Origin of the sequence: Herbaspirillum sp. CAH-3 (genome assembly GCF_009668275.1) — a bacterium.
In the GTDB taxonomy this organism is placed as follows: Bacteria; Pseudomonadota; Gammaproteobacteria; order Burkholderiales; family Burkholderiaceae_D; genus Herbaspirillum; species Herbaspirillum aquaticum.
In genome coordinates this window covers 181,008-203,144 of the sequence record NZ_VSWE01000011.1, presented here as the reverse complement: position 1 = coordinate 203,144, position 22,137 = coordinate 181,008, and the positions used below count along the sequence as shown (strand labels likewise).

Sequence of the window (22,137 nt, the reverse complement as noted above, 5' to 3'; positions counted from 1 at the left end):
CGTAAAAAAACGAGCAATATGAATGATCTTGCGTGGCGTGCGGCTTGCAGCACATCAAGGCAGCATGCGTTTGAAGATGTTGTCACGATCGATGAACTGGTGCTTGAGCGCGGCCAGCACGTGCAGGGCAAAAGCGGCCAGCAGGGTCATGTTGAGCCAGTAGTGGGTGGCCTTGAGCAGTGGCTTCCACTCGGGATTGGGAGCCATCAGCACCGGCAGCGGTACCACGCCCAGGTAGACCACCGGCACGCCGGCGGCCAGGCTGTAGAAATAGCCGGAGACGGGAATGGCGAACATCAGCACGTACAGGCCCAGGTGCAGGCCGTGTGCGGCCGACTGTTGCCAACCAGGCATGTTGGCCGGGTAAGCCGGGGCCTTGTGCGTGAGGCGCCACAGCAGGCGCACGCAGACCAGCGCCAGCACGGTCACGCCCAGCCATTTGTGCCAGGAAAAATACTTCAGCTTGGTCGGGGTCAGGCCGGGAATGTCGACCATGGTCAGCCCCAGGCCGAAAGCGGAGATGATCAACAGGGCAATGAGCCAGTGCAGCAGCACGGCGGGTTTGGTATAGCGTTCCATAGGATGTGGCGAGCGTAGGTGGCGTTTGGAGCGGCTGGCTCTGCAATGGTTCTGCAGCGCGGGCAGGCCGGGCTGGCGTCGCGAAATCCGCGAAGATTCCGGGCGGCAAGCGATGATGCCACTCTTTTTGACCCTGCTGAGTATAAAGAGCTTTGGCTGCTCGCATTACTCGCCGAAATCGCACTTCAGCCGTCCGGTTTTGCGAGTAATCCTGACAATGCTTCACGTTTTGGGTGGGCCAAATGAAAAATGGCGCACATTGCTGTGCGCCATTTCTTCATGTTGCGGATCGATGCTATGCGCTATCAGATCTGCTTGGCCAGTTCCACGGCGGTGCCGATGTAGTTGGCCGGGGTCATGGCCAGCAGGTGGTCCTTGGCTTCTTGCGGGATGGCCAGGCCATTGATGAAGTCGCGCAGGGCGTCCTTGGAAATGCCCTTGCCGCGGGTCAGTTCCTTCAGTTGCTCATACGGATTCTCGATGCCATAGCGGCGCATGACGGTCTGCACCGGCTCGGCCAGCACTTCCCAGGTGGCGTCGAGGTCGTCGGCCAGGCGTTGCGGGTTCACTTCCAGCTTGTTCAGGCCGCGCAGGCAGCTGTCATAGGCCAGCAGGGTGTAGCCGAAGCCCACGCCGATGTTGCGCAGCACGGTGGAGTCGGTCAGGTCACGCTGCCAGCGCGAGACCGGCAGCTTCTCGGCCAGGTGCTTCAGGACGGCGTTGGCCATGCCCAGGTTGCCTTCGGAGTTCTCGAAGTCGATCGGGTTGACCTTGTGCGGCATGGTCGAGGAACCGATTTCGCCGGCCTTGGTGCGCTGCTTGAAGTAGCCCAGGGAGATGTAGCCCCAGATATCGCGGTTCAGGTCCAGCAGGATGGTGTTGGTGCGGGCCACGGCATCGAACAGTTCGGCCATGTAATCGTGCGGCTCGATCTGGATGGTGTAGGGATTGAAGGTCAGGCCCAGGCGCTTTTCCACGACTTCCTTGGAGAAGGCCGCCCAGTCGGTCTGCGGGTAGGCCGACAGGTGGGCGTTGTAGTTGCCCACGGCACCGTTCATCTTGCCCAGGATCTCGACGCTGGCGATGCGCTTGGCCGCGCGTTGCAGGCGCGCCACGACGTTGGCCACTTCCTTGCCCAGGGTAGTCGGGCTGGCCGGCTGGCCGTGGGTGCGCGAGAGCATCGGCACGGCGGCGTGCTCGTGGGCCAGGGTGGTCAGCTTGGCGATCACGGCTTGCAGCGAGGGCAGCAGCACGGTGTCGCGCGCGGCCTTCAACATCATGCCGTGCGAGGTGTTGTTGATGTCTTCGGAAGTGCAGGCGAAGTGGATGAATTCGGAGGCGGCCACCAGTTCAGGCACATCCTTCACTTTTTCCTTGAGCCAGTATTCCACGGCCTTGACGTCGTGGTTGGTGACGGCTTCGATTTCCTTGATGCGGGCGGCATCGGCTTCGGTGAAGTCGGCGGCCAGCTTGTCCAGCAGCGCACGCGCCTGCTCGGAGAAGGGCTTGATCTCGGCAAAACCGGCTTCGGACAGCGCTTGCAGCCAGGCAATCTCGACCTTCACACGATGGTGCATGAAGCCCGCTTCAGAGAGCAGCGGACGCAGTTGATCGGTCTTGGAGGCATAGCGGCCGTCCAGCGGGGACAGGGCCGAGAGAGCGGAGAGGGACATGATGGAAACGATGGAAACGGAAGAGATGCGTTGACTGAAGATTGGCGAGTTTTGGCAGGCTTTTATGCCAAAACCCGAATCGCCTGAGCCCGGCATTTTACCATCGGCACGCCGGCCGGCCCAATTTTCCCGTCCGGCGCAGTCCTTTTGGACCGTTGCATTCCGTTCCTGACGCGATTCTTCATAAAATTGTCAGGAAATGCGAATGATATAATCGCCACAGATCATTACTCCACACGCTATGTTAAAACTCATCGGTTCCAATGCCAGTCCGTTCGTGCGCAAAGTGCGCGTCGTGATGGCCGAAAAAAAGATCGATTACGAATTCATCCTGGAAGATGTCTGGAGTGCATCGACCACCATCCAAGAGAGCAACCCGCTGGGCAAGGTGCCCTGTCTGTTGATGGATGATGGGGGCGCCATGTTCGATTCGCGGGTGATCGTCGAATACCTGGACACCTTGACGCCGGTCGGCAAGCTGCTGCCCCCCAACGGCCGCGAGCGCGCCGAGATCAAGTGCTGGGAAGCGCTGGCCGATGGTGCCCTGGATGCGGCAGTGCTGGTGCGCCTGGAAAAGACCCTGCGTCCGACCAAGCAGCAGAGCCCGGAATGGATCAAGCGCCAGTGGAGCAAGGTGGAGGCATCCTTGAAGGCGATGGCCGAGGGCCTGGGCGAAAAGCCCTTCTGTGTGGGCAACCACTATACCCTGGCCGACGTGGCGGTAGGCTGTGCGCTGGGCTGGCTGGCTTTCCGCTTCCCGGACCTGGCCTGGCGCGAGGATTATCCGCAACTGGCGCGACTGTTCGACAAGGTGTCGGAACGGGCCAGTTTCAAGGACACCGTGCCGCATCTGTGAGGCAGGGCCCCGCGCCCTTGGCCATTGCCATCGGTCTTGTGGCCAGATGGGCGATGACATAAAAAAAGCGCGCTCCAAGGAGCGCGCTTTTTGTTTGCCATCGGCTGTTGCGATTATTCGCTGGCCGGCGACATCTGGCTTTGCAGGTAATTCTGGATGCCGACCTTGTCGATCAGGTCCAGCTGGGTTTCCAGCCAGTCGATGTGTTCTTCGGTGTCATCCAGGATCATCTGGAACAGTTCGCGCGAGACGTAATCGCCGTGCTGTTCGCAGGTGGCGATGCCTTCCTTGACGGTCTTGTGGGCCGCCTGTTCCAGCTTCAGGTCGCATTGCAGCATTTCCTGGGTATTCTCGCCGATCATCAGCTTGTGCAGCGCCTGCAGGTTGGGCAGGCCGTCGAGCATCAGGATGCGGTCGATCAGCTTGTCAGCGTGCTTCATCTCGCCGATGGATTCGGCGTATTCCTTGGCGCCGATCTTGTCCAGGCCCCAATGCTTGTACATGCGGGCATGCAGGAAATACTGGTTGATGGCGGTGAGCTCATTGGTCAGTTGAGCATTGAGCAACTTGATGACTGCGGGATCGCCTTTCATGGGGATTACCTTTAAAAATTGATGTAAGAGGAAAACCGCGTTAATTATGGGTGACGTTATAGCTGCCTGACCGCGGACGGACGGATCATAGTCCAGATGCGTGCTTTGTTCAGCAAGAATTAGCGGTAATCATTCTTACTTTGGTTGGCGTATGAAGGAAAAAACAAAAACCTCCGTCGCCAGGCGAGGGAGGTTTTCGGGTGCAGGCCCTGTGGGGAGCGTGCCGGGAATTGCCGGAAGTGCCGGGGTGGCACTTCCCTTGGGGGCGGCGACTGCTGAAGTTTATTTCTTGTCAGGATCGGTCACGAAGCCGATCTTGGTCAGTCCGCCGGACTGCGCCGCCGACATTACCTGCGCCACCTTTTCATACTGGGTGGTGCGCTCGGCGCGCAGGTGCATTTCCGGCTGCGGCTGCTTCTGGGCGGCCACGGCGATGCGGGCGCTCAGTTCGCTGCTGTCGATCTTTTCTTCATTCCAGAACACGTTGCCGGCTGCATCGATGGACAGGTTGATGCTTTCCGGCTTCACCTGGTCCGGCTGGCTGCTGGCCTTGGGCAGGTCGATCTTGACCGCATGGTTCATCACCGGGATGGTGATGATGAAGATGATCAGCAAGACCAGCATCACGTCCACCAGCGGGGTGGTGTTGATCTCGGGATTGAAATCGTCGTCCGAATCGGACAGGGAACCCATGCCCATCATGCCCTCCCGACTGCGGTCAGCTTGGCCTTGCCGCCATTGGGCTGGCCGTCTTCACCGGCGGCGCGGGCACCGGTGACGAACAGGGCGTGCAGGTCGAAGCCGAACTTGTTGAGCTTGGCGATGGTGGTCTTGTTGCCGCGCACCAGGGCGTTGTAGCCGAAGGTGGCGGGGATGGCCACGGCCAGGCCCAACGCGGTCATGATCAGGGCTTCACCGACGGGGCCGGCGACCTTGTCGATGCTGGCCTGGCCGGTGGTGCCGATGGACACCAGCGCGTGGTAGATGCCCCAGACAGTGCCGAACAGGCCCACGAACGGTGCGGTCGAGCCGACCGAAGCCAGCACGGCCATGCCGGTTTGCAGCTTGCCGGAGGCTTCGTCGATGGCCTGGCGCAGCGACAGGGTGACCCAGTCGCTCACCGACAGCTGGTCATGCAGGTGGCCCTTGTGGGCGGTGTGGTGGCTCATGGCGGTGACACCGGCCTTGGCCACTTCGGCGAAGGGGTTGTCATGGCCCAGGGTGGCCACGCCTTCGGGCAGGCTGGTGGTATCCCAGAACTGGTGGCCGGCGGCGGCCGAGGCCTTGCGGAAACGCAGCAGCTGGAAGGCCTTGGTGAAGATCACGTACCAGGACGCGATCGACATGGCCAGCAACAGGACGGCGACGCCCTTGGTAACGAAATCGCCTTGGGCCCAGAGGCTTTCCAATCCGTACGGACTAACTTCCATGATGTTTCCTTCTATTTTTGACTATCAGATGAGGGGAATGATGAAACGAAATGATTGCCTGGCCGGGCAAGACCCGGCCAGGCGAGATGCTTTATTCAGTTCAGGCGGAAGGCCAGGCTGCCGACCGTGCTGACGGTGATGGCCTTGCCGTTTTCGATATAGGGCTTGAAGACGGCGCGCATCACGGCGCTGCGGGCGGCATCGTCCAGGCGCGAATAGCCGGAGGACTTGGTGATCTCGACCTTTTCGGCGCGGCCGCTGGTGTTGACGGTCACGCGGAATTCCACCACGCCTTCTTCACCCATGCGGCGCGAGACGCTGGGATAGGTCGGGTTCGGCTTTTCGATGTATTCGATACCCGAAGTGATCTGCTTGGGCAGGACCGGGCCAGGCGGGGCGGCCGGTGCCGGCGTCGGTTCGGGAGCGGCCTGCGCTGCCGGGGCTGCTGGTTGCGGCGGCTGGGGCGGCGCCGTGATGGCGGTCGGTGCCGGGGTTTCGGTCACGGGGACCGGCTTGGGCGGCGCCACCACTTTCTTGACGATCTTCACCTGCTTGGGCGGGGCCGGCTCGGCCTTGGGCGGCGCGGGCTCAGGGGCCTTCTCGGGAACGATGAAGGTGGCGATCACTTCCTTGGGAACGGCGCTGGCGACCTGGTGGACCAGGCCGCTTTGCAGCGCCCAGAAAAAGGCGATGTGCAACAGGATGATCAGCCCCAGCGGGCCGATCTTGCGTGCCTGGCGCATCAGTGCGCTGGGTGGGCTGATACTCATGAGAGACGGTGAAATGGCGTTCATTGATCTGGTTCAGGCAGCGGCCAGTGAGGGATGGAATACCACCGGACGCGTACCTTGCTGTGCTTGACGGGAACTGCTGAGGCATTCGCGCAGGACGTTCTTGGCGCAGGAGTGGCACTTGCCGCAGCAGGTGCCCACGCCAAGCTGCTTGCGCAGCTCGGCCATGGACGACACGCCTGCATCGACCGCCTGATGGATCTTGCCTTCAGAGATGTTATTACAAACACATACGATCATTTTACGCCTTGCTGCCTGCTTCATCAGGCTCTTGACTTGACGATGGCTAAGTTCTCGCTCCTGCAACCATGCGCGAGAAGAAGTTGAATTTTTCCTGCGGCGGCATCGTGCGTTCCACTACATGCGCCCATTGTTCCGACAGCTGCTGGCAGGTGGCCCGCAGCACCGGTGCCAGGTTGGGCAGGTCCGCCAGGGCCTTCAGGTGTCTTTCGATCACCGAGGCCAGCTTGACGCAGCTCTGCGTTTCCTGGCTGTTGTTGGCGGTGTAGTGCGACATCAGATGCAGCACGGCGGACACCAGAAGTTCAGGCTGGGCCGGTGCGTTGCTCGGTTCCACGAACGTGGACGTCATGTTCTCGTTGACCATCAAACTCTCCTCGCAGGGCTAGCTTGGCTGGCGGTGCGTCATGACGAACGACGCTGGCTGGCCTGTTTATGGATCCACCTTGTTTGATGCTGCCGGCTTACGCCGTCAGGATCAGCTTGTTCAGCTGGGTCAGGCGCAATTTGTAGATGCGACCGCCGTGATCAATCTCAAGCTCGCGCATCTGACGGAACAGGTCCGTACTCTTGATGCGGGTGATCGGCGTTCCGTTGGCGGTCGTGCCCGGCTTGTTGCGACGGTCCATGCTGTTGTCGTTCAGTTGGCTCATTACAATCACCTCCTATTAAATGCGAACAATTCTTATTTAGATTATTTGCGATTTGCGGCGGGATTGCAAGCCCTTTTATCGGTGTGATTGATAATTTTTATCATTTAGGGTCGTGCAGGAAACACTTCCAGCCTATCAAGGCTGTCAAGCTTGCCCAAAAGAAAATGCCCCGGCGCGAAGATCGCGCGCGGGGCATTCAATAGTTGCCTTTGTGAAAGCTTAATCCGGCAGTGCGCCGCTTTCGATGATGCCGCCACCCAGGCAGACGTCGCCGTCATACAGCACCGCAGACTGGCCCGGCGTGACCGCCCATTGCGGGGTGTCGAACGCCAGCGAGAAGGTGCCGCCGGCATCGGCAAAGCCGCAGGGAACATCCGCCTGGCGATAGCGCGTCTTGGCCGACAAGGCCGGCAGTTGGGGCGCCTGGCCTGCGACCCAGCTGATCTGGCCTGCCGAAAGCGTGGGCGAGAGCAGCCAGGGGTGGTCATGTCCCTGGACGATGTAGAGGGTATTGTTCTCCACATCCTTGCGCGCCACGTACCAGGCGTCGCCATGGCCATCGGCATTCTGGTGCGCCTTCAGGCCGCCGATGCCGATCCCCTTGCGCTGGCCCAGCGTATAGAAGGACAGGCCCACGTGCTCGCCCACGGTCTGGCCGTCGGCGGTCTTGATGGGACCGGGTTTGTAGGACAGGTAACGGTTCAAAAATTCACGGAAAGGGCGCTCGCCGATGAAGCAGATGCCGGTCGAGTCCTTCTTCTTGGCGTTCGGCAGTTGCAGCTGCTCGGCGATCTTGCGCACTTCGGTCTTGTGGATTTCACCCAGGGGGAACACCGTGCGCGAGAGCTGCTCCTGATTCAGCCGATGCAGGAAATAGCTCTGGTCCTTGCTGGCGTCGAGCGCCTTGAGCAACTGGAAGTCACCCTGCGGCCCCTGGCGCACCCGCGCGTAGTGGCCGGTGGCGATGAGGTCGGCACCCAGCTTCATGGCGTGGTCGAGGAAGGCCTTGAACTTGATCTCGGCATTGCACAGCACGTCCGGGTTGGGCGTGCGGCCGGCCTGGTATTCGCGCAGGAACTCGGCGAAGACGCGATCCTTGTACTCGGAAGCAAAATTCACTGCCTCGATATCCACCCCGACCACATCGGCCACGCTGACCGCGTCGATCCAGTCTTCACGGGTGGAGCAGTATTCCGAATCGTCGTCATCTTCCCAATTCTTCATGAACAGGCCGATGACCTCATAGCCTTGCTCCTTCAGCAGCCATGCCGAAACCGACGAATCCACGCCGCCCGACATGCCGATGACTACTCTTTTCTTGCTCATGTTGTTTCCGTTCAATGCGGTCCTCCGTCAAGAGGTCCGCCAGGTGATGCGCCCGCGTCAGCCGGGCAGGGCGCCAATGGCGCTGGGATCGGTATGGACCAGTTCCAGCGGTGCGCGCTGGCCGGCCAGGTAGTCATCCACGCAACGCAACACCAAGGGGCTGCGATGCCGTTCGGCGCAGGCAACCAGTTCGTCGCGTGTCATCCAGACGGCGCGCACGATGCCCTCGTCCAGCGTCCGGTCCAGCGCCTCGCCGACCGTTCCCGCAAAGGCGAAGCGCAGGTAGGTGACCGACAGGCCGCCGCGCGAGGACGACACGTTGCGTGAAAGATAAGTCCCCACCAGCGCCGTCGGAGTGAAGACATGTGCCGATTCTTCCAGCGCCTCGCGGACCGCCGCCTCGATCAGGGATTCGCCCGGTTCCAGGTGGCCGGCCGGCTGGTTGATGCGCAGCCCGCCGGCGCCGTGTTCTTCCACCATGAGGAAGCGGCCGTCGCGCTCGATGATGGCAGCTACGGTGACAGAGGGTTTCCAGACTTCAGACATTGATGACCTCGTGAATCCGCCATTTTACCTTGTCGAAGCCCATTCTTCAGCGCCAGGGCCGCCGTGGCGCGGGATCGCGCAGTTTTCTTGCAGGCTGGACAATTTCTCGCCCGGCAAGGCCAGTCGTGTAAGATTGGGCCAAGAATCCACAAAAAAAGGAGTCAGGAATGAGGATAGCGATCCCCGCCGAAAGCCGGGACGGAGAAACCCGTGTCGCCGCCACCCCCGAAACCGTCAAGAAACTGGTTGCGGCCCGGCACGAAGTGATGGTGGAGTCCGGCGCCGGGGTCAAATCCAGCATTCCCGATGAGGCCTATGTGGCCGTCGGTGCCAGCATCGGTAGCGCCGAAGCGGTCTATACCGCCGAGATCCTGCTCAAGGTGCGCGCCCCCAATGAAGCCGAACGCGCCCGCATCCAGCCGGGTACCGTGGTCATCGGCATGTTGAATCCCTTCGATGCCGACAACATCGCCGCCATGGCCGCAGCCGGCCTCACCGCCTTTGGCCTGGAAGCCGCGCCCCGCACCACCCGCGCGCAGTCGCTGGACGTGCTGTCCTCGCAGGCCAACATTGCCGGCTACAAGGCCGTGCTGATGGCCGCCAACACCTATCAACGCTTCATGCCCATGCTGATGACCGCCGCCGGTACCGTCAAGGCCGCGCGCATGCTCATCATGGGGGCTGGCGTGGCCGGCCTGCAGGCCATTGCCACGGCCAAGCGCCTGGGTGCGGTGATCGAGGCGTCCGACGTGCGTCCGGCGGTCAAGGAGCAGATCGAGTCGCTGGGGGCCAAATTCCTGGACGTGCCCTTCCTGACCGAGGAAGAAAAGGAAATCGCCCAGGGCGTGGGCGGCTATGCCCGCCCCATGCCACCGGACTGGATGAAGCGCCAGGCCGAACTGGTCCACGAACGCGCCAGGCAGGCCGACATCATCATCACCACCGCCCTGATCCCCGGCCGCAAGGCGCCGGTGCTGATCCGCGAAGAAACCGTCAAGGCCATGAAACCCGGTTCGGTGATCCTGGACATGGCGGTCGACCAGGGCGGCAACTGTCCCCTGTCCGAACCCGGCAAGACCGTCATCAAGCATGGCGTGCACATCATCGGCGAAGGCAACCTGGCGGCCCTGGTGGCGGCCGATGCCTCGGCCCTGTATGCGCGCAACGTGCTGGACTTCCTCAAACTGATCATCGATGCCGAAGGCAAGCTGGTCATCAACAAGGAAGACGATATCGTCGCGGCCACGCTGCTCTGCCAGGGTGGCGAGATCCTGCGCAAATGAATCTGCCGGCCCGGGTCGGCAGGAAACCCGGGTGTTTTCAGTCCCCCTCACACCCATCACTTTTGAAACAAGAAGGAAGAAGTACATGCAACGCATCATGCTGCGCGCGAAGATCCATCGCGCCTCGGTCACCCAGTGCGACCTGAACTATGAAGGTTCCTGCGGGATCGACGAAGACCTGCTGGAAGCCGCCGATATCCGCGAGTTCGAGAAGATCGAACTCTACAACGTCAACAACGGTGAACGTTTCTCCACCTATGCCATTCGCGGCAAGCGCGGCAGCGGCGAGATTTCACTCAACGGCGCCGCGGCCCGCCTGGCGCACCTGGGCGACCTGCTCATCATCTGTACCTACGCCCCGATGAGCGATGAAGAAGTCGCCAGCTACAAGCCCAAGGTGGTCTTCGTGGACGACAAGAACCGCATCACCAGCCTCAAGGCAATCTGACCCTCGACAAGAACCATGCGGCCCGTTTCCCCGGCGGGCTGCCTCACAAGGAGGAACACCATGGAAGTCAGCCACACCATCATCAACCTGATCATCTTCGTGCTGGCCATCTACGTTGGCTACCACGTGGTCTGGACGGTGACCCCGGCCTTGCACACGCCCCTGATGGCGGTGACCAATGCCATCTCGGCCATCATCATCATCGGCGCCATGCTGGCCGCGGGCCTCACTGAAGGCACGGTCGGCCGCATCGCCGGCACGCTGGCCGTGGCGCTGGCGGCGGTGAACGTGTTCGGCGGCTTCATGGTGACCCAGCGCATGCTGGAAATGTTCAAGAAGAAAGAGCCCAAGGCCAAGTCGGGAGAACGAGCATGAGCATGAACCTGGTGACCCTGCTGTACCTGATCGCATCGATCTGCTTCATCCAGGCCTTGAAGGGCCTCTCGCACCCTGCCACGGCGCGCCGCGGCAACAGCTTCGGCATCGCCGGCATGGTCATTGCGGTGCTGACCACGCTGGCGCTGATCGTCAAGATCAAGGGGGAAGGAGCCAATCCTTCCGGTGACATCGGCTACCTGCTGGTGGCTGGCGGCGTGATCGTCGGTGGCGGCATCGGCGCTTATCTGGCGCGCAGCGTCGAGATGACCAAGATGCCCGAACTGGTGGCGGCGATGCACTCGCTCATCGGCCTGGCAGCGGTCTGTATCGCCGTGGCGGCAGTGGCCGAGCCGTGGGCGCTGGGCATTTCCGCGCACGGGCAGCTGATCCCGGTGGGCAACCGGGTGGAACTGTTCATCGGTACCTTCGTGGGCGCCATCACTTTCTCGGGCTCCGTGATCGCCTTCGGCAAGCTCTCGGGCAAGTACGAGTTCCGCTTATTCCAGGGCGCGCCGGTCAACTTCGCCGGCCAGCATTTCCTGAACCTGTTGCTGGCGGTGGCCATGATCGGCTTCGGCATCATCTTCGTGCTGACGCAAAACTGGCTGCCCTTCATCATCATGGCCGCCATCGCCTTTGCGCTGGGCGTGCTCATCATCATCCCGATTGGCGGGGCGGACATGCCGGTGGTGGTCTCGATGTTGAACAGCTATTCCGGCTGGGCAGCGGCGGGTATCGGCTTCTCGCTGAACAACTCCATGCTGATCATCGCCGGTTCGCTGGTCGGTTCGTCCGGCGCGATCCTGTCCTACATCATGTGCAAGGCGATGAACCGGTCCTTCTTCAACGTGATCCTGGGCGGCTTTGGCGGCGAGGCGGCGGCCGCCGGTGGCGGGGCGCAGCAGCAGCGCAACGTCAAGTCGGGATCGGCCGACGATGCAGCGTTCCTGATGGGAAATGCAGAAACCGTCATCATCGTGCCGGGCTACGGGCTTGCCGTCGCGCGCGCGCAGCATGCACTGAAGGAATTGACCGAGAAGCTGACGCACCACGGCGTGACCGTGAAATACGCGATCCACCCGGTGGCCGGCCGCATGCCGGGCCACATGAACGTGCTGCTGGCCGAGGCCGAAGTGCCCTATGACCAGGTCTTCGAGATGGAAGACATCAACAGCGAGTTCGCCCAGGCCGATGTGGTGCTGGTGCTGGGGGCCAATGACGTGGTCAACCCGGCGGCCAAGGATCCCAAGTCGCCCATTGCCGGCATGCCGATCCTGGAAGCCTACAAGGCCAAGACCGTGATCGTGAACAAGCGCTCCATGGCGGCGGGTTATGCCGGCCTGGACAATGAGCTGTTCTATATGGACAAGACCATGATGGTCTTTGGTGATGCCAAGAAGGTCATCGAGGATATGGTCAAGGCGGTGGACTGACGTTGGCGTGCGCACCGGCATCTGCTGGTGCGCTCTGCTGGGTAGCTGATCACGCGCAGCGCACGCGTAATTTTTCTTCCTGCGACGGCTTGCAAGAATGTACATCTTGTACAATTTGCAAGCCGTTCGCTTTTGGGGCATAGGCTTGCATTCCTGCTGGGGTAGCGGGATCCGAGGGCGATGACGGCACACCACGACAATGAAACTCAACCAATAATTCAGGGGAAATACAGTGAAAGTTGCGATGGCGGCGCTGTGCGTCGTGATGGTATCCGGCTGTTCGACGATTACGCAAAGTGATACCCAGGTGCTGGCCTTGACTTCGGTCTATGAAGGTAATCCGGTGCAGGCGTCCTGCACACTGACCAATGACAAGGGATCGTGGGCGGCGGTCACTCCGGCCAACGTCAATGTGCGTAAATCGAATGAAGACCTGGATGTGGTCTGCAAGCGGGAAGGTGTTCCCGATGGTCTGTTGAAAGCCGTGTCGCGTGCGGCCGGCTCCATGTGGGGGAACATCATTTTCGGCGGCGGCATTGGCGCCATCGTCGACCACTCGCGGGGGAATGGCTACGATTATCCGAATCAGTTGCCGGTGAAGATGGGCGAGTCTTCGATTGTGGACAAGAAAGTCTCCACTGAGCAGGCCCAGGCAGCTGCAGCAGCACAGCAGCCGGTACCGACGAAGGTCACGGCAGCCAGTTCGCCGCAACCGGTGACACCCGCTCCCCAGGTGAAGTGATCCCGTACCAGATGTAGAGGAATGAGGGCAGGCCGGCCGGTTCCCGACAGCGATGTCGGAACCGGCTTTTCTTTTTACTTGGTCCCGAAAATACGATCCCCCGCATCGCCCAGCCCAGGCACGATGTAGGCATCCTCATCGAGGTGGGAATCCAGCGAGGCGACGTAAAGCTTCACATCCGGATGCGCATCAGCGAACACCTGCACGCCTTCCGGGGCGGCTACCAAGGCCACGAAGACGATGTGCGAAGCCGGTACGCCGCGCTTCTTCAGGGCATCCACGGCATAGACGGCCGAGTTGCCGGTGGCGACCATGGGGTCGCACAGGATCATGATGCGGTCCTGCAGGTCCGGCAGGCGCACCAGGTATTCCACCGGCTGGTGGTTTTCGTCGCGATAGACGCCGATATGGCCCACGCGTGCCGAAGGGATCAGTTCCAGCAGGCCATCGCTCATGCCCACGCCCGCGCGCAGCACCGGCACCACGGCCAGCTTCTTGCCGGCGATCACCGGGGCTTCATAGGTCACCAGCGGGGTTTCGATGGTCTCGGTGGTCAGCGGCAGGTCGCGCGTGATTTCGTAACCCATCAGCAGCGTGATCTCGCGCAGCAAATCGCGGAAGGTACGCGTGGAGGTGCGCTTGTCGCGCATGTGCGACAGCTTGTGCTGGATCAGCGGATGGTCGAGGATGAAGAGATTCTTGAAGCGCGGGTCTTGTTTCATGGCAAATGCATATCTGCGGGGTGGAGCGGCGGGCGCCGCAAGTCAGCATTGTCGCATTTCCTGACCGCCTGCGCGACGACAGGACGTCGCGCATATGCAGCATTGTTCACCTCATCGGCGACCGAACATCATCTGTTCGGCCAGCAAGCCGCGCGCTGCGGGCAGCAGGTCGATCGCCCCCAGCGACAGGCCCAGCGCCGCCTGCAGGGGCGAACCCTGGGGCGAGCCGGCAAAGATGCGTGCCATCAGGTCCGTGAGCCGGATGGTCAGGCCGCGATCCTGCCCGCGCTGGCGTTCGAAGGCCTGCAAGGCGTCGGGTGACACCTCGCGCGCCAGCACATCGGCCAGCACGCGGGCGTCGCGCAGGCCCAGGTTCAGGCCCTGGCCGGCCACCGGGTGCAGGGTTTGCGCTGCATTGCCGATGGCCACCACGCGCCGGCTCTGGCCGGGGCGGGCGTTCAAGCCCAGCGGGAAGGCGTGGCGCGGGCTGATGCGGGTGAAGCGGCCGACCCGTTCGCCGAAGGTGCGCTGCAGGGCGGCCAGGAACGCCGCATCGTCCAGCGCCAGCAATGCTTCGCCGGTTGCTGGCCGCACACACCACACCAGGGCATAGCCGTCGTCTTGAGGCAGCAGAGCCAGCGGTCCTTCATCGGTGAAGCGTTCGAAGGCGCGATGGGCGATCACGCCATCGGCCTGCACGTGGGCGATGATGCCCAGTTGCTGGTAGTCGCGCTGCAGGCTCTTTTGCTGCTGTTCACCGAAGACGCCGCCCTCGGCCTGGATCACCAGTTGTGCGCGCAGCACGCGGCCGTCCTTGAGGGTGACGGCGACATGGTCGTTGTCTTCCGTGATCTCTTGCGCCTCGGCGGGCCGCATCAGGGCCAGGCCCAGCGGTGCGATGGCCGAAGCCAGCGCACGGTTGACTTCGCCATAGCGCGCCACATAGCCCAGTGCGGGCAACTGGTAATCCTTGCGGTCCAGCAGGGTGCGCCCGAAGTGGCCACGGCGCGACACATGGATCTGCTCGATGGCGGTGGCGCTGCGGCCGATGGCGTCCCAGGCAGCCAGTTCGTCGAGGATCTGGCGGCTGCCGTAGGAGAGGGCAATGGTGCGCGGATCGGCAGCAGCTTGTTCGGGAGACTTCATGTCTACCAGGGCGATGCGCGCGGCGGACAACTGGCGGCGTGCCAGCAGGCCCGCCACGCTCTGGCCGACCGGGCCGCCGCCACAGATGATGAGGTCGAAATCGACGGATTCCATGATGCCGGGAGATGCCTTCTGCAGAAGATTCAGGAAGGCCTCATTGTAGCGGAGCCGCGCCGCGCGGGCTTGATCCGGCGCATGCGCGGCCCCGGGGGACGGGCGCTTAACCCTGGCGCATCAGCGCTTCGATGTCATCGACCTTGGTAGGCACGCCCGTGGTCAGCAATTCGCAGCCGGAGGGGGTGACGTGCGCATCATCCTCGATGCGGATGCCGATGTTCCAGAACTGCTCCGGCACCCCTTCGCCCGGACGTACATAGATGCCCGGCTCGATGGTCAGCACCATGCCCGGCTGCAGCGTGCGCCAGGGCTTGCTGCCGTCGGCGCTGGCGGGGTCGCGGTAGTCGCCCACGTCATGCACATCCATGCCCAGCCAGTGGCCGGTGCGGTGCATGTAGAACTGGCGGTAGTCGCCTTTGTCGATCACGTCTTCCAGCGAGCCGACCTTGGATTTATCCAGGAGGCCCGTGTCCAGCATACCCTGCGCCAGCACGCGTACGGCAGCGTCATGGCCATCCATGAAACGCTTGCCCGGTGCGGTCTCGGCGATGGCGGCGGCTTGCGCGGCCAGGACGATTTCGTAGAGCGCCTTCTGCGGCCCGCTGAACTTGCCATTGGCCGGGAAGGTGCGGGTGATGTCCGAAGCGTAGCTGTCCAGTTCGCAGCCGGCATCGATCAAGACGAGGTCGCCGTCCTTGATCTCGGCATCGCCCGCACGATAGTGCAGCACGCAGCTGTTGGCACCGGTGGCGACGATGGAGCCATAGGCCGGATACTGCGAACCGTTGCGGCGGAATTCGTGCAGCAGTTCGGCTTCCAGGTGATATTCGCGCAGGCCGGGACGGCAGATGCGCATGGCGCGGCAATGCGCTTCGGCGGAGATGACGCCGGCGCGTTTCATCACGTCGATTTCAAAGGCGTCCTTGAAGAGACGCATGTCATCCAGCAGCACGCTCACATCGACCACTGCGCCGGGCGCGGACACGCCGCTGCGCGCCAGGGCGCGTACGCCCTGCAGCCAGCGCTGCAATTGCGCGTCGCGCTTGTCGTCCTGGCCCAGTGCGTAGTAGACCGCACGGGCGTCGGAGAGCAGGACGGGCATGTTCTTGTCCAGTTCCTCGATGGGGTGGGCCGCATCGAGCGCGAAGAGTTGCTGCGCGGCCTGCGGGCCGTGGCGGTAGCCGTCCCAGATCTCGCGTTCCAGGTTCTTGTCGCGGCAGAACAGGATGCTGCGGTTTTCCTTGCCGGCCACCAGGACCAGTACCGCTTCGGGTTCGGTGAAGCCGGTCAGGTAGTAGAAGTAGCTGTCGTGGCGATAGGGGTAATCGGCATCGCGATTGCGCATCACCTCGGGGGCGGTCGGGATGATGGCCACGCCACCCCCGGCTTGTTGCAGGCTGGCCAGCAGGCGCGCGCGGCGGGCGGCGAAGGGAGTGGCGTCGAAGCTCATGGGCGGGTTCCTTGCGGTGGCAGGTTCAGTGCTTCCAGTTGTTCGATGGTACCGACGTTGTGCCAGTCGCCCCGATACACGTCACCGCCGATGCGGCCCTGGTCGGCGTACTGGCGCAGCAGCGGCCCCAGTTTGGCGTGGCTGCCGGGCGCGATACCGTCGAACATTTCAGGGCGATACACGCCGATGTTGGCAAAGGTCAGCTTGGGCTGGCCCTCGTTGGCGATGGCGAAGTTGTTCAAGGCGAAATCACCCTCCGGGTGGAAGGACGGATTCTTGACCAGATACAGCCAGGCCAGGTCGCGCTTGTCTTGCGGCAGCGGGTTGCCCCAGGGGTCTTCGTCTTCCAGCACCGTCAGCAATTCGCTGTAGTCGAAGTGCGGGCACCAGATGTCGCCGGAGACCGCTATGAAGGGTTCTTCACCCAGCAGGTGGCGGGCCTGGGCGATACCGCCCGCGGTTTCCAGCGCGGTCGTTTCAGGTGAATAAAAGAGCTTGGCGCCGAAGCGGCTGCCGTCACCGAGGGTGTCTTCGATCATCTGGCCCAGGTGGGCGTGGTTGATGACGATCTCGGTGATGCCGGCGCGTACCAGCGAGAGGATCTGCCAGACGATCAGCGGGCGGCCACGCACTTTCAAGAGCGGCTTGGGGCAGGTATCGGTCAGCGGACGCATGCGCTCGCCGCGGCCGGCTGCAAAGATCATGGCTTTCATGCCGGGCGCCTCAGAAAGTGTAGCCGAACTTGGGCGCGTGTTCCTGTTCGAGCTTCTCGATCAGGCGCACCAGGGGCGTGAAGGCCACGTAGCGGCGCGCGGTCTTGAGGGTGTATTCCATCACCAGCGGGATATCCTTCAGGTAACCATCCTTGCCATCGCGATGCCACAGGCGCGCGAAGATGCCCAGCACCTTCAGGTGGCGCTGCAGGCCCATCCATTCGAAGTCGCGGTAGAAGGTATCGATGTCCGGGGTGACTGGCAGGCCGGCGCGGCGCGCCTTTTCCCAGTAGCGGATGGCCCAGTCCAGCACCATTTCTTCATCCCACTGGATGTAGGCGTCGCGCAGCAGCGAGACCAGGTCGTAGGTGATGGGGCCGTAGACCGCATCCTGGAAGTCCAGGATGCCGGGGTTGCCCTTGGGCAGCACCATCAGGTTGCGCGAATGGTAGTCGCGGTGCACGTAGACCTGCGGCTGGGCCAGGTTGTTGGCCAGGATGGCGTCGAAGGTCTTGTCCAATACGGCGTTCTGCTCGTCGGTGAGGGTGACGCCCAGGTGTTTGCCGATATACCACTCGCGGAACAGTTCAAGCTCGCGCAGCAGCAGCGGGCGGTCGTATTCGGGCAGCGCCTCGGGCTTGCTTTGCGCTTGTAAAAGTACCAGGGCCTCGATCGCATCCATGTATAGTGCGTGCGCGCTGTCGGCCGAGAGCTGCGAGAGGTAGGTCGTGGAACCCAGGTCCGACAGCAGCAGGAAGCCGCGTTCGGTATCCTGCGCCAGTACCTTCGGCACGGTCACCCCGGTCTCGCCGAAGAGGCCGGCGACTTTCACGAAGGGGCGCACATCCTCCTGCGGCGGCGGGGCATCCATCACGATGGCGCTGCCGCCGTCGGGTGTATCCACCCGGAAATAGCGGCGGAAGCTGGCGTCGGCCGAGGCCGGGCGCAGGGTGGAGGACAGCACCGGGGTATCGGCCAGGGTGGCCAGCCAGGCTTGCAGTTCGGACAGGCGGAGATCGGGGGTGGAACCAGGTGAAGACATGAACTATCTGAGGAAATCGTTTGACGTGGTTGAGTTCCCATATAATAAGGGATTAAACCCAAAAAATCCGCCTGCACGGTATCTAGCCTCTCTTTTCATGATCCGGTTTTCCAAGTCTTTCACTGAACGTACTGTCAACTGGCGGCTGGCGCGTCTGTTCTCTTCGGCAATGGTGGTGGCTTCGGCCTCGGCCCTCCTGCCGCTGTCGGTGCACGCCCAGATGAGCATGCCCGCGCCTGCGCCCGCCACTCCGCCCGCACAGGACCAGGACGCCCCGGTCAATGTCAGCGCCGAGCAGATGACCGGTCGCCCCGATCGCCAGGTCAACCTGGACCGCGACGTGGAACTGGTCAAGGCAGCGACCACCATCAAGTCCGACAAGGCCGAATACCGCATCATCCAGGATGAAGTCGAGGCCACCGGCCACGTCTGGATGCAGCGCCTGCAGGACCAGTACACCGGCGACTATGCCGAAATGAACATGGGCACCGGCGCCGGCTACGTGACCAATCCGACTTACCTGATCGGCAAGAGCGGTGGCCGCGGCAAGGCCCAGCGCATCGACTTCCTGTCTGACGACCAGGCCAAGGTGACCCAGGGGACTTACAGCACCTGCGAAGCGCCCGATCCCGACTGGTACCTGCGCGCCAACACCATGGATCTCGACAGCGGCCGGGATGAAGGCGTCATGCATGGCGGGTTGGTGTATTTCAAGGATGTGCCGATCCTGGGCTCGCCCTGGATGTCCTTCCCGCTGTCGGGTGAACGCAGGTCGGGGGTGCTGCCGCCGACCATCGGCATGACCACCAACGGTGGCGCCGAGATATCGGTCCCCTACTACTTCAACCTGGCGCCCAATTACGACATGACGCTGGTGCCCCGCTATATTGCGCGCCGCGGGCTGCAACTGGGTGCCGAGACCCGTTACATTGGTGACGGCTACAGTGGCGTCACCAATGTCGAAGGCATCCAGGATAGGGTGACCGGCACCGGCCGTTATTCGCTGTCCTCCGTCCACAACCAGACCCTGGCCCCGGGCTTGCAACTGGCGTGGAACCTGAACAAGGCGTCCGACAACGACTACCCGTCCGATTTCGCGCGATCCATCACCGGTAGTACGCAGCGGCTTTTGCCGCGTAACGTCAGCCTGTCTTATAGCAGTACGTATTGGAGCGTGACCGGACTGGTTTCCAAATACCAGCTGCTGCAGGACGTCAATGCCCCGATTGGCAAGCCCTATGACCGGGTACCCGAGATCACCTTCGTGGGCAATCGCTACGACATCGGTGGGTTTGACTTCAATACCACTGCCGACTTCACGCGCTTCTCCAGCGGCAGCTTGATCGGTGGCGACCGTGCTTACATAACGCAGGCGGTGTCCTATCCCATCATTCGTCCGGGTTATTTCATCACCCCCAAGGTGACGGTAGATGCCACCAGCTACAGCCTGAACAACGTGACTGCCGGCCAGCCCACCAGCTTCAGCCGTACTTTGCCGACCCTGTCCCTTGATTCGGGCCTGATCTTCGAACGCGAATCCAACCTGCTGGGCCGCAGCATGACCCAAACGCTGGAGCCGCGCCTGTTCTACGTGCGCACGCCTTACCGCGACCAGTCGCAGTTCCCGGTGTTTGATTCTGGCCTGGCCGACTTCAACTTCGCACAGATCTTCACCGAAAACCGTTTCGTCGGCCACGACCGCATCAGCGATGCCAACCAACTGACTGCCGCCGTGACCACCCGCCTGATTGAGGAAAACGGCCTGGAGCGCCTGCGCGCGGCGATCGGCCAGCGCTACTACTTTACCGATCCCAAGGTGGCCATCAGCGGCACTACCACCACCACGCTGGGCAGCAAGTCCGACCTGCTGCTGGCCTTGGGTGGCCAGATCACCCGCGAGTTCTCCACCGACAGCACGGTGCAGTACAGCGAGACCCTGCGCCAGATGGTGCGTTCGACGTTCGGCATCCGCTGGCAGCCGGCGCCCAAGCGCGTGCTGAACCTGCAGTACCGCCTGGACCGTACTTACGTCAATCCCTACACCGGCGTGCTCGATCCGCTCAAGCAGGTCGATGTGTCCGGACAGTGGCCGCTTACCCAGCGCATCTACGCCGTCGGCCGCATGAACTACTCCATTCCCGACCGCACCGTGGCCGAAGGCCTGGCCGGCTTCGAATACAAGGCCGATTGCTGGGTCTTCCGGGTGGTGGCGCAACGCATCCCGACCTCGTCCACCAAGGCGTCGACGGGCTTCTTCATCCAGCTCGAACTCAATGGCCTTTCCAAGATCGGCTCCAACCCCATGGATGCCATCAAGAGCAGCGTGCCCGGTTACCAGAACGTGAACCTGCCGGACACCATGACCGGCAACAACTTCTAACTTTTTTCGAACCAACGATTAGTCCATGCGTAATATGCGTACACCACTCCTCGCAACAACCAAAACAGTGACCGCGCTGCTGTGCATGCTGGGCGTGATCAGCAATGCGCATGCGCAGTTCGCCACCACCATCATCCCGGTGACTCCGCCGGAGACCACCGGCAGCGCGCCGGCTGCACCCGCCAAGGGCGCGCCCAAGGCTGCCGCCAAGCCGGCTGCGGCCGCCAGCAAGCCTGCCGTGTCGGCGGCGCCTGCCGCCCCCGCGCCGGCTTCGGCCAGCGCACGCGTTGAGCCGCGTCCGGTGGATTCGATCCTGGTGGTGGTCAACAATGAAGTCATCACCCGCCAGGAAGTCGCCGAGCGCCTGGCCAGCGTGGAAAAGCGCATGGCCGCGCAGAACGTGCAGCTGCCGCCGCGCCAGCAGCTGGTGCGCCAGCTGGTCGAGCGCATGATCGTCGAACGCGCCCAGGCGCAGATGGCCAAGGAAAACGGCATCGTGGTCGACGACGCCATGCTGGACCGCGCGATGCAGCGCATCGCCGAGCAGAACAAGCTGTCCATCCCCGAATTCCGCACCCGCCTCGAAGCCGAGGGCATGAACTACGCCAGCTTCCGCGAAGAGATCCGCCGCGAAATCCTGAGCCAGCGCCTGCGCGAGCGTGAAGTGGACAACAAGGTGGTGGTCACCGAGTCCGAGATCGACAACTACCTTGCTGCCGAAGCCAATGCCGGTGGTGAGCGCCAGGAACTGGACATCGCCCAGATCCTGATCCGCGTACCCGAGAACGCCAGCCCCGAGCAACTGGCCGCGCGCCGTGAACGCGCCGAAGACGTGCTGCGCCAGCTGAAGACCGGTGCCGACTTCGCCAAGACCGCTGCCGCCTACTCCGATTCGTCGGACGCGCTCTCCGGCGGCGACCTCGGCTGGCGTCCGGCCGATCGCCTGCCGCAGCTGTTCCTGGATGGCGTGGCCAAGTTGCAGGATGGCCAGGTCAGCGGCCTCTTGAAGAGCGGCAACGGTTTCCACATCCTCAAGCTGGTCGGCCGCCGCGCTGCCGGCAACACCCAGGCGGCTGCTCCGGCCGTGCAGCAGACCCATGTGCGCCACATCCTCATCAAGGTCAACCAGGTCGTCACGGCAGCCGAAGCCAAGCGCAAGCTGACCGAGCTGAAGGAGCGCCTGGACCACGGTTCGGCCACCTTCGAAGAACTGGCCAAGCTGTACTCCAATGACCTGTCCGCCTCCAAGGGCGGCGACCTCGGCTGGATCTACCCGGGCGACACCGTCCCGGAGTTCGAGCGCGCCATGGACCAGTTGAAGCCGGGTGAAGTCAGCCAGCCCATCGAAACCCCGTTCGGCTATCACCTGATCCAGGTGGTCGAGCGCAAGACCGACGATGCCTCCAAGGAGCGCACCCGCCAGGCCGCGCGCCAGGCCATCCGCGACCGCAAGATCGAGGAAGCCACCGAGGACTGGATGCGCCAGATCCGCGACCGCGCCTACGTCGAGTATCGCAACGACGACTGATCGCCGCACCGGCAGGGGAGGCCAGCGGGCTGTCCCCATGCGTGCAAGAGAGGCCGGCCTTGTTGCCG

Annotated in this window: 24 protein-coding genes; 8 read left to right on the top strand and 16 right to left on the bottom strand. The window is 62.7% G+C overall.

Annotation, left to right across the window (positions count from 1 at the left end):
* Positions 1–54: 54 nt before the first annotated feature.
* On the bottom strand, positions 55–579 hold the full coding sequence (locus FYB76_RS15870; protein ID WP_145607183.1) for a cytochrome b: 525 nt from the start codon (positions 577–579) through the stop codon (positions 55–57).
* Positions 580–884: 305 nt separating this feature from the next.
* A complete protein-coding gene (purB, locus tag FYB76_RS15865) occupies positions 885–2,252 on the bottom strand; it encodes an adenylosuccinate lyase (protein ID WP_154134251.1) in 1,368 nt (455 codons plus the stop codon).
* Between the two features lie 241 nt (positions 2,253–2,493).
* Here purB and FYB76_RS15860 point away from each other — a divergent pair, with 241 nt between their 5' ends.
* On the top strand, positions 2,494–3,108 hold the full coding sequence (locus FYB76_RS15860) for a glutathione S-transferase family protein (RefSeq protein WP_088754610.1): 615 nt from the start codon (positions 2,494–2,496) through the stop codon (positions 3,106–3,108).
* A 113-nt stretch (positions 3,109–3,221) separates the two neighbouring features.
* On the opposite strand, the gene bfr is transcribed toward FYB76_RS15860, so the two are convergent.
* The 9 genes from bfr to FYB76_RS15815 all read right to left on the bottom strand — a co-directional run bounded on the left by bfr (position 3,222) and on the right by FYB76_RS15815 (position 8,687).
* Positions 3,222–3,701 (bottom strand): bacterioferritin, encoded by a 480-nt coding sequence (gene bfr, locus FYB76_RS15855; RefSeq protein ID WP_008325625.1) that lies wholly within the window; start codon positions 3,699–3,701, stop codon positions 3,222–3,224.
* Positions 3,702–3,983: 282 nt separating this feature from the next.
* Entirely contained in the window at positions 3,984–4,400 is a 417-nt protein-coding gene (locus FYB76_RS15850) for a biopolymer transporter ExbD (protein WP_034332017.1), read from the bottom strand.
* Positions 4,400–5,131: a MotA/TolQ/ExbB proton channel family protein gene (locus FYB76_RS15845; RefSeq protein ID WP_039786252.1), complete on the bottom strand. Its 732-nt coding sequence runs from the start codon at positions 5,129–5,131 to the stop codon at positions 4,400–4,402. Before FYB76_RS15845 ends, FYB76_RS15850 begins: the two co-directional genes overlap by 1 nt.
* 95 nt (positions 5,132–5,226) lie before the next feature.
* Positions 5,227–5,925: an energy transducer TonB gene (locus tag FYB76_RS15840; RefSeq protein ID WP_154134250.1), complete on the bottom strand. Its 699-nt coding sequence runs from the start codon at positions 5,923–5,925 to the stop codon at positions 5,227–5,229.
* Between the two features lie 9 nt (positions 5,926–5,934).
* The gene (locus FYB76_RS15835) at positions 5,935–6,162 is read right to left on the bottom strand and encodes a bacterioferritin-associated ferredoxin (protein WP_088754612.1); all 228 of its coding nucleotides are present in this window, start codon (positions 6,160–6,162) and stop codon (positions 5,935–5,937) included.
* 46 nt (positions 6,163–6,208) lie between these two features.
* On the bottom strand, positions 6,209–6,529 hold the full coding sequence (locus FYB76_RS15830) for a hypothetical protein (RefSeq protein ID WP_088754613.1): 321 nt from the start codon (positions 6,527–6,529) through the stop codon (positions 6,209–6,211).
* Positions 6,530–6,626: 97 nt separating this feature from the next.
* Positions 6,627–6,815: a hemin uptake protein HemP gene (gene hemP, locus FYB76_RS15825; RefSeq protein WP_008325641.1), complete on the bottom strand. Its 189-nt coding sequence runs from the start codon at positions 6,813–6,815 to the stop codon at positions 6,627–6,629.
* A 219-nt stretch (positions 6,816–7,034) separates the two neighbouring features.
* Positions 7,035–8,141 carry a tRNA 2-thiouridine(34) synthase MnmA gene (mnmA, locus tag FYB76_RS15820; RefSeq protein ID WP_088754614.1) on the bottom strand — a complete coding sequence of 369 codons (1,107 nt, stop codon included), beginning with the start codon at positions 8,139–8,141 and terminating at the stop codon, positions 7,035–7,037.
* 57 nt (positions 8,142–8,198) lie between these two features.
* Positions 8,199–8,687, bottom strand: coding sequence for an NUDIX hydrolase (locus FYB76_RS15815; RefSeq protein ID WP_154134249.1), 489 nt, complete (start codon positions 8,685–8,687; stop codon positions 8,199–8,201).
* A 167-nt stretch (positions 8,688–8,854) separates the two neighbouring features.
* Between FYB76_RS15815 and FYB76_RS15810 the strand changes: the two genes are divergently transcribed.
* The 5 genes from FYB76_RS15810 (at position 8,855) to FYB76_RS15790 (ending at position 12,971) form a co-directional block, all read left to right on the top strand.
* The gene (locus tag FYB76_RS15810; RefSeq protein WP_154134248.1) at positions 8,855–9,970 is read left to right on the top strand and encodes a Re/Si-specific NAD(P)(+) transhydrogenase subunit alpha; all 1,116 of its coding nucleotides are present in this window, start codon (positions 8,855–8,857) and stop codon (positions 9,968–9,970) included.
* 85 nt (positions 9,971–10,055) lie between these two features.
* Positions 10,056–10,418: an aspartate 1-decarboxylase gene (gene panD / locus FYB76_RS15805; RefSeq protein WP_008325650.1), complete on the top strand. Its 363-nt coding sequence runs from the start codon at positions 10,056–10,058 to the stop codon at positions 10,416–10,418.
* A gap of 60 nt (positions 10,419–10,478) precedes the next feature.
* Positions 10,479–10,793 carry an NAD(P) transhydrogenase subunit alpha gene (locus FYB76_RS15800; RefSeq protein WP_034335569.1) on the top strand — a complete coding sequence of 105 codons (315 nt, stop codon included), beginning with the start codon at positions 10,479–10,481 and terminating at the stop codon, positions 10,791–10,793.
* Positions 10,790–12,229 (top strand): NAD(P)(+) transhydrogenase (Re/Si-specific) subunit beta, encoded by a 1,440-nt coding sequence (locus tag FYB76_RS15795; RefSeq protein WP_154134247.1) that lies wholly within the window; start codon positions 10,790–10,792, stop codon positions 12,227–12,229. Before FYB76_RS15800 ends, FYB76_RS15795 begins: the two co-directional genes overlap by 4 nt.
* 232 nt (positions 12,230–12,461) lie before the next feature.
* Complete coding sequence (locus tag FYB76_RS15790; RefSeq protein WP_229296986.1) at positions 12,462–12,971, top strand: hypothetical protein; 510 nt, start codon at positions 12,462–12,464, stop codon at positions 12,969–12,971.
* 74 nt (positions 12,972–13,045) lie between these two features.
* Here the strand turns inward: FYB76_RS15790 and upp are convergent, their stop codons facing one another.
* The 5 genes from upp to FYB76_RS15765 all read right to left on the bottom strand — a co-directional run bounded on the left by upp (position 13,046) and on the right by FYB76_RS15765 (position 18,161).
* Positions 13,046–13,693: a uracil phosphoribosyltransferase gene (gene upp / locus FYB76_RS15785; protein ID WP_088754618.1), complete on the bottom strand. Its 648-nt coding sequence runs from the start codon at positions 13,691–13,693 to the stop codon at positions 13,046–13,048.
* A gap of 111 nt (positions 13,694–13,804) precedes the next feature.
* Positions 13,805–14,953 (bottom strand): FAD-dependent monooxygenase, encoded by a 1,149-nt coding sequence (locus FYB76_RS15780; protein WP_154134246.1) that lies wholly within the window; start codon positions 14,951–14,953, stop codon positions 13,805–13,807.
* Positions 14,954–15,059: 106 nt separating this feature from the next.
* Positions 15,060–16,406 carry a Xaa-Pro aminopeptidase gene (gene pepP, locus FYB76_RS15775; protein WP_154134245.1) on the bottom strand — a complete coding sequence of 449 codons (1,347 nt, stop codon included), beginning with the start codon at positions 16,404–16,406 and terminating at the stop codon, positions 15,060–15,062.
* Positions 16,403–17,119, bottom strand: coding sequence for an N-acetylmuramate alpha-1-phosphate uridylyltransferase MurU (murU, locus tag FYB76_RS15770; RefSeq protein ID WP_088754621.1), 717 nt, complete (start codon positions 17,117–17,119; stop codon positions 16,403–16,405). Before murU ends, pepP begins: the two co-directional genes overlap by 4 nt.
* Before the next feature lie 10 nt (positions 17,120–17,129).
* Complete coding sequence (locus FYB76_RS15765; RefSeq protein ID WP_088754622.1) at positions 17,130–18,161, bottom strand: aminoglycoside phosphotransferase family protein; 1,032 nt, start codon at positions 18,159–18,161, stop codon at positions 17,130–17,132.
* Between the two features lie 97 nt (positions 18,162–18,258).
* On the opposite strand from FYB76_RS15765, the gene FYB76_RS15760 reads away from it, so the two are divergent.
* Together FYB76_RS15760 and FYB76_RS15755 are read left to right on the top strand one after the other, a co-directional pair.
* Positions 18,259–20,541 carry an LPS-assembly protein LptD gene (locus tag FYB76_RS15760; protein WP_154134244.1) on the top strand — a complete coding sequence of 761 codons (2,283 nt, stop codon included), beginning with the start codon at positions 18,259–18,261 and terminating at the stop codon, positions 20,539–20,541.
* A gap of 25 nt (positions 20,542–20,566) precedes the next feature.
* Entirely contained in the window at positions 20,567–22,069 is a 1,503-nt protein-coding gene (locus FYB76_RS15755) for a peptidylprolyl isomerase (protein WP_154134243.1), read from the top strand.
* Positions 22,070–22,137 lie beyond the last annotated feature (68 nt).

Excerpts from the sequence above, each read along its gene's own strand:
- FYB76_RS15870 (WP_145607183.1), bottom strand. The coding sequence starts at position 579 with ATGGAACGCTATACCAAACCCGCCGTGCTGCTGCACTGGCTCATTGCC.
- purB (WP_154134251.1), bottom strand. The coding sequence starts at position 2,252 with ATGTCCCTCTCCGCTCTCTCGGCCCTGTCCCCGCTGGACGGCCGCTAT.
- FYB76_RS15860 (WP_088754610.1), top strand. The coding sequence starts at position 2,494 with ATGTTAAAACTCATCGGTTCCAATGCCAGTCCGTTCGTGCGCAAAGTG.
- bfr (WP_008325625.1), bottom strand. The coding sequence starts at position 3,701 with ATGAAAGGCGATCCCGCAGTCATCAAGTTGCTCAATGCTCAACTGACC.
- FYB76_RS15850 (WP_034332017.1), bottom strand. The coding sequence starts at position 4,400 with ATGGGCATGGGTTCCCTGTCCGATTCGGACGACGATTTCAATCCCGAG.
- FYB76_RS15845 (WP_039786252.1), bottom strand. The coding sequence starts at position 5,131 with ATGGAAGTTAGTCCGTACGGATTGGAAAGCCTCTGGGCCCAAGGCGAT.
- FYB76_RS15840 (WP_154134250.1), bottom strand. The coding sequence starts at position 5,925 with ATGAACGCCATTTCACCGTCTCTCATGAGTATCAGCCCACCCAGCGCA.
- FYB76_RS15835 (WP_088754612.1), bottom strand. The coding sequence starts at position 6,162 with ATGATCGTATGTGTTTGTAATAACATCTCTGAAGGCAAGATCCATCAG.
- FYB76_RS15830 (WP_088754613.1), bottom strand. The coding sequence starts at position 6,529 with ATGGTCAACGAGAACATGACGTCCACGTTCGTGGAACCGAGCAACGCA.
- hemP (WP_008325641.1), bottom strand. The coding sequence starts at position 6,815 with ATGAGCCAACTGAACGACAACAGCATGGACCGTCGCAACAAGCCGGGC.
- mnmA (WP_088754614.1), bottom strand. The coding sequence starts at position 8,141 with ATGAGCAAGAAAAGAGTAGTCATCGGCATGTCGGGCGGCGTGGATTCG.
- FYB76_RS15815 (WP_154134249.1), bottom strand. The coding sequence starts at position 8,687 with ATGTCTGAAGTCTGGAAACCCTCTGTCACCGTAGCTGCCATCATCGAG.
- FYB76_RS15810 (WP_154134248.1), top strand. The coding sequence starts at position 8,855 with ATGAGGATAGCGATCCCCGCCGAAAGCCGGGACGGAGAAACCCGTGTC.
- panD (WP_008325650.1), top strand. The coding sequence starts at position 10,056 with ATGCAACGCATCATGCTGCGCGCGAAGATCCATCGCGCCTCGGTCACC.
- FYB76_RS15800 (WP_034335569.1), top strand. The coding sequence starts at position 10,479 with ATGGAAGTCAGCCACACCATCATCAACCTGATCATCTTCGTGCTGGCC.
- FYB76_RS15795 (WP_154134247.1), top strand. The coding sequence starts at position 10,790 with ATGAGCATGAACCTGGTGACCCTGCTGTACCTGATCGCATCGATCTGC.
- upp (WP_088754618.1), bottom strand. The coding sequence starts at position 13,693 with ATGAAACAAGACCCGCGCTTCAAGAATCTCTTCATCCTCGACCATCCG.
- FYB76_RS15780 (WP_154134246.1), bottom strand. The coding sequence starts at position 14,953 with ATGGAATCCGTCGATTTCGACCTCATCATCTGTGGCGGCGGCCCGGTC.
- pepP (WP_154134245.1), bottom strand. The coding sequence starts at position 16,406 with ATGAGCTTCGACGCCACTCCCTTCGCCGCCCGCCGCGCGCGCCTGCTG.
- murU (WP_088754621.1), bottom strand. The coding sequence starts at position 17,119 with ATGAAAGCCATGATCTTTGCAGCCGGCCGCGGCGAGCGCATGCGTCCG.
- FYB76_RS15765 (WP_088754622.1), bottom strand. The coding sequence starts at position 18,161 with ATGTCTTCACCTGGTTCCACCCCCGATCTCCGCCTGTCCGAACTGCAA.
- FYB76_RS15760 (WP_154134244.1), top strand. The coding sequence starts at position 18,259 with ATGATCCGGTTTTCCAAGTCTTTCACTGAACGTACTGTCAACTGGCGG.
- FYB76_RS15755 (WP_154134243.1), top strand. The coding sequence starts at position 20,567 with ATGCGTAATATGCGTACACCACTCCTCGCAACAACCAAAACAGTGACC.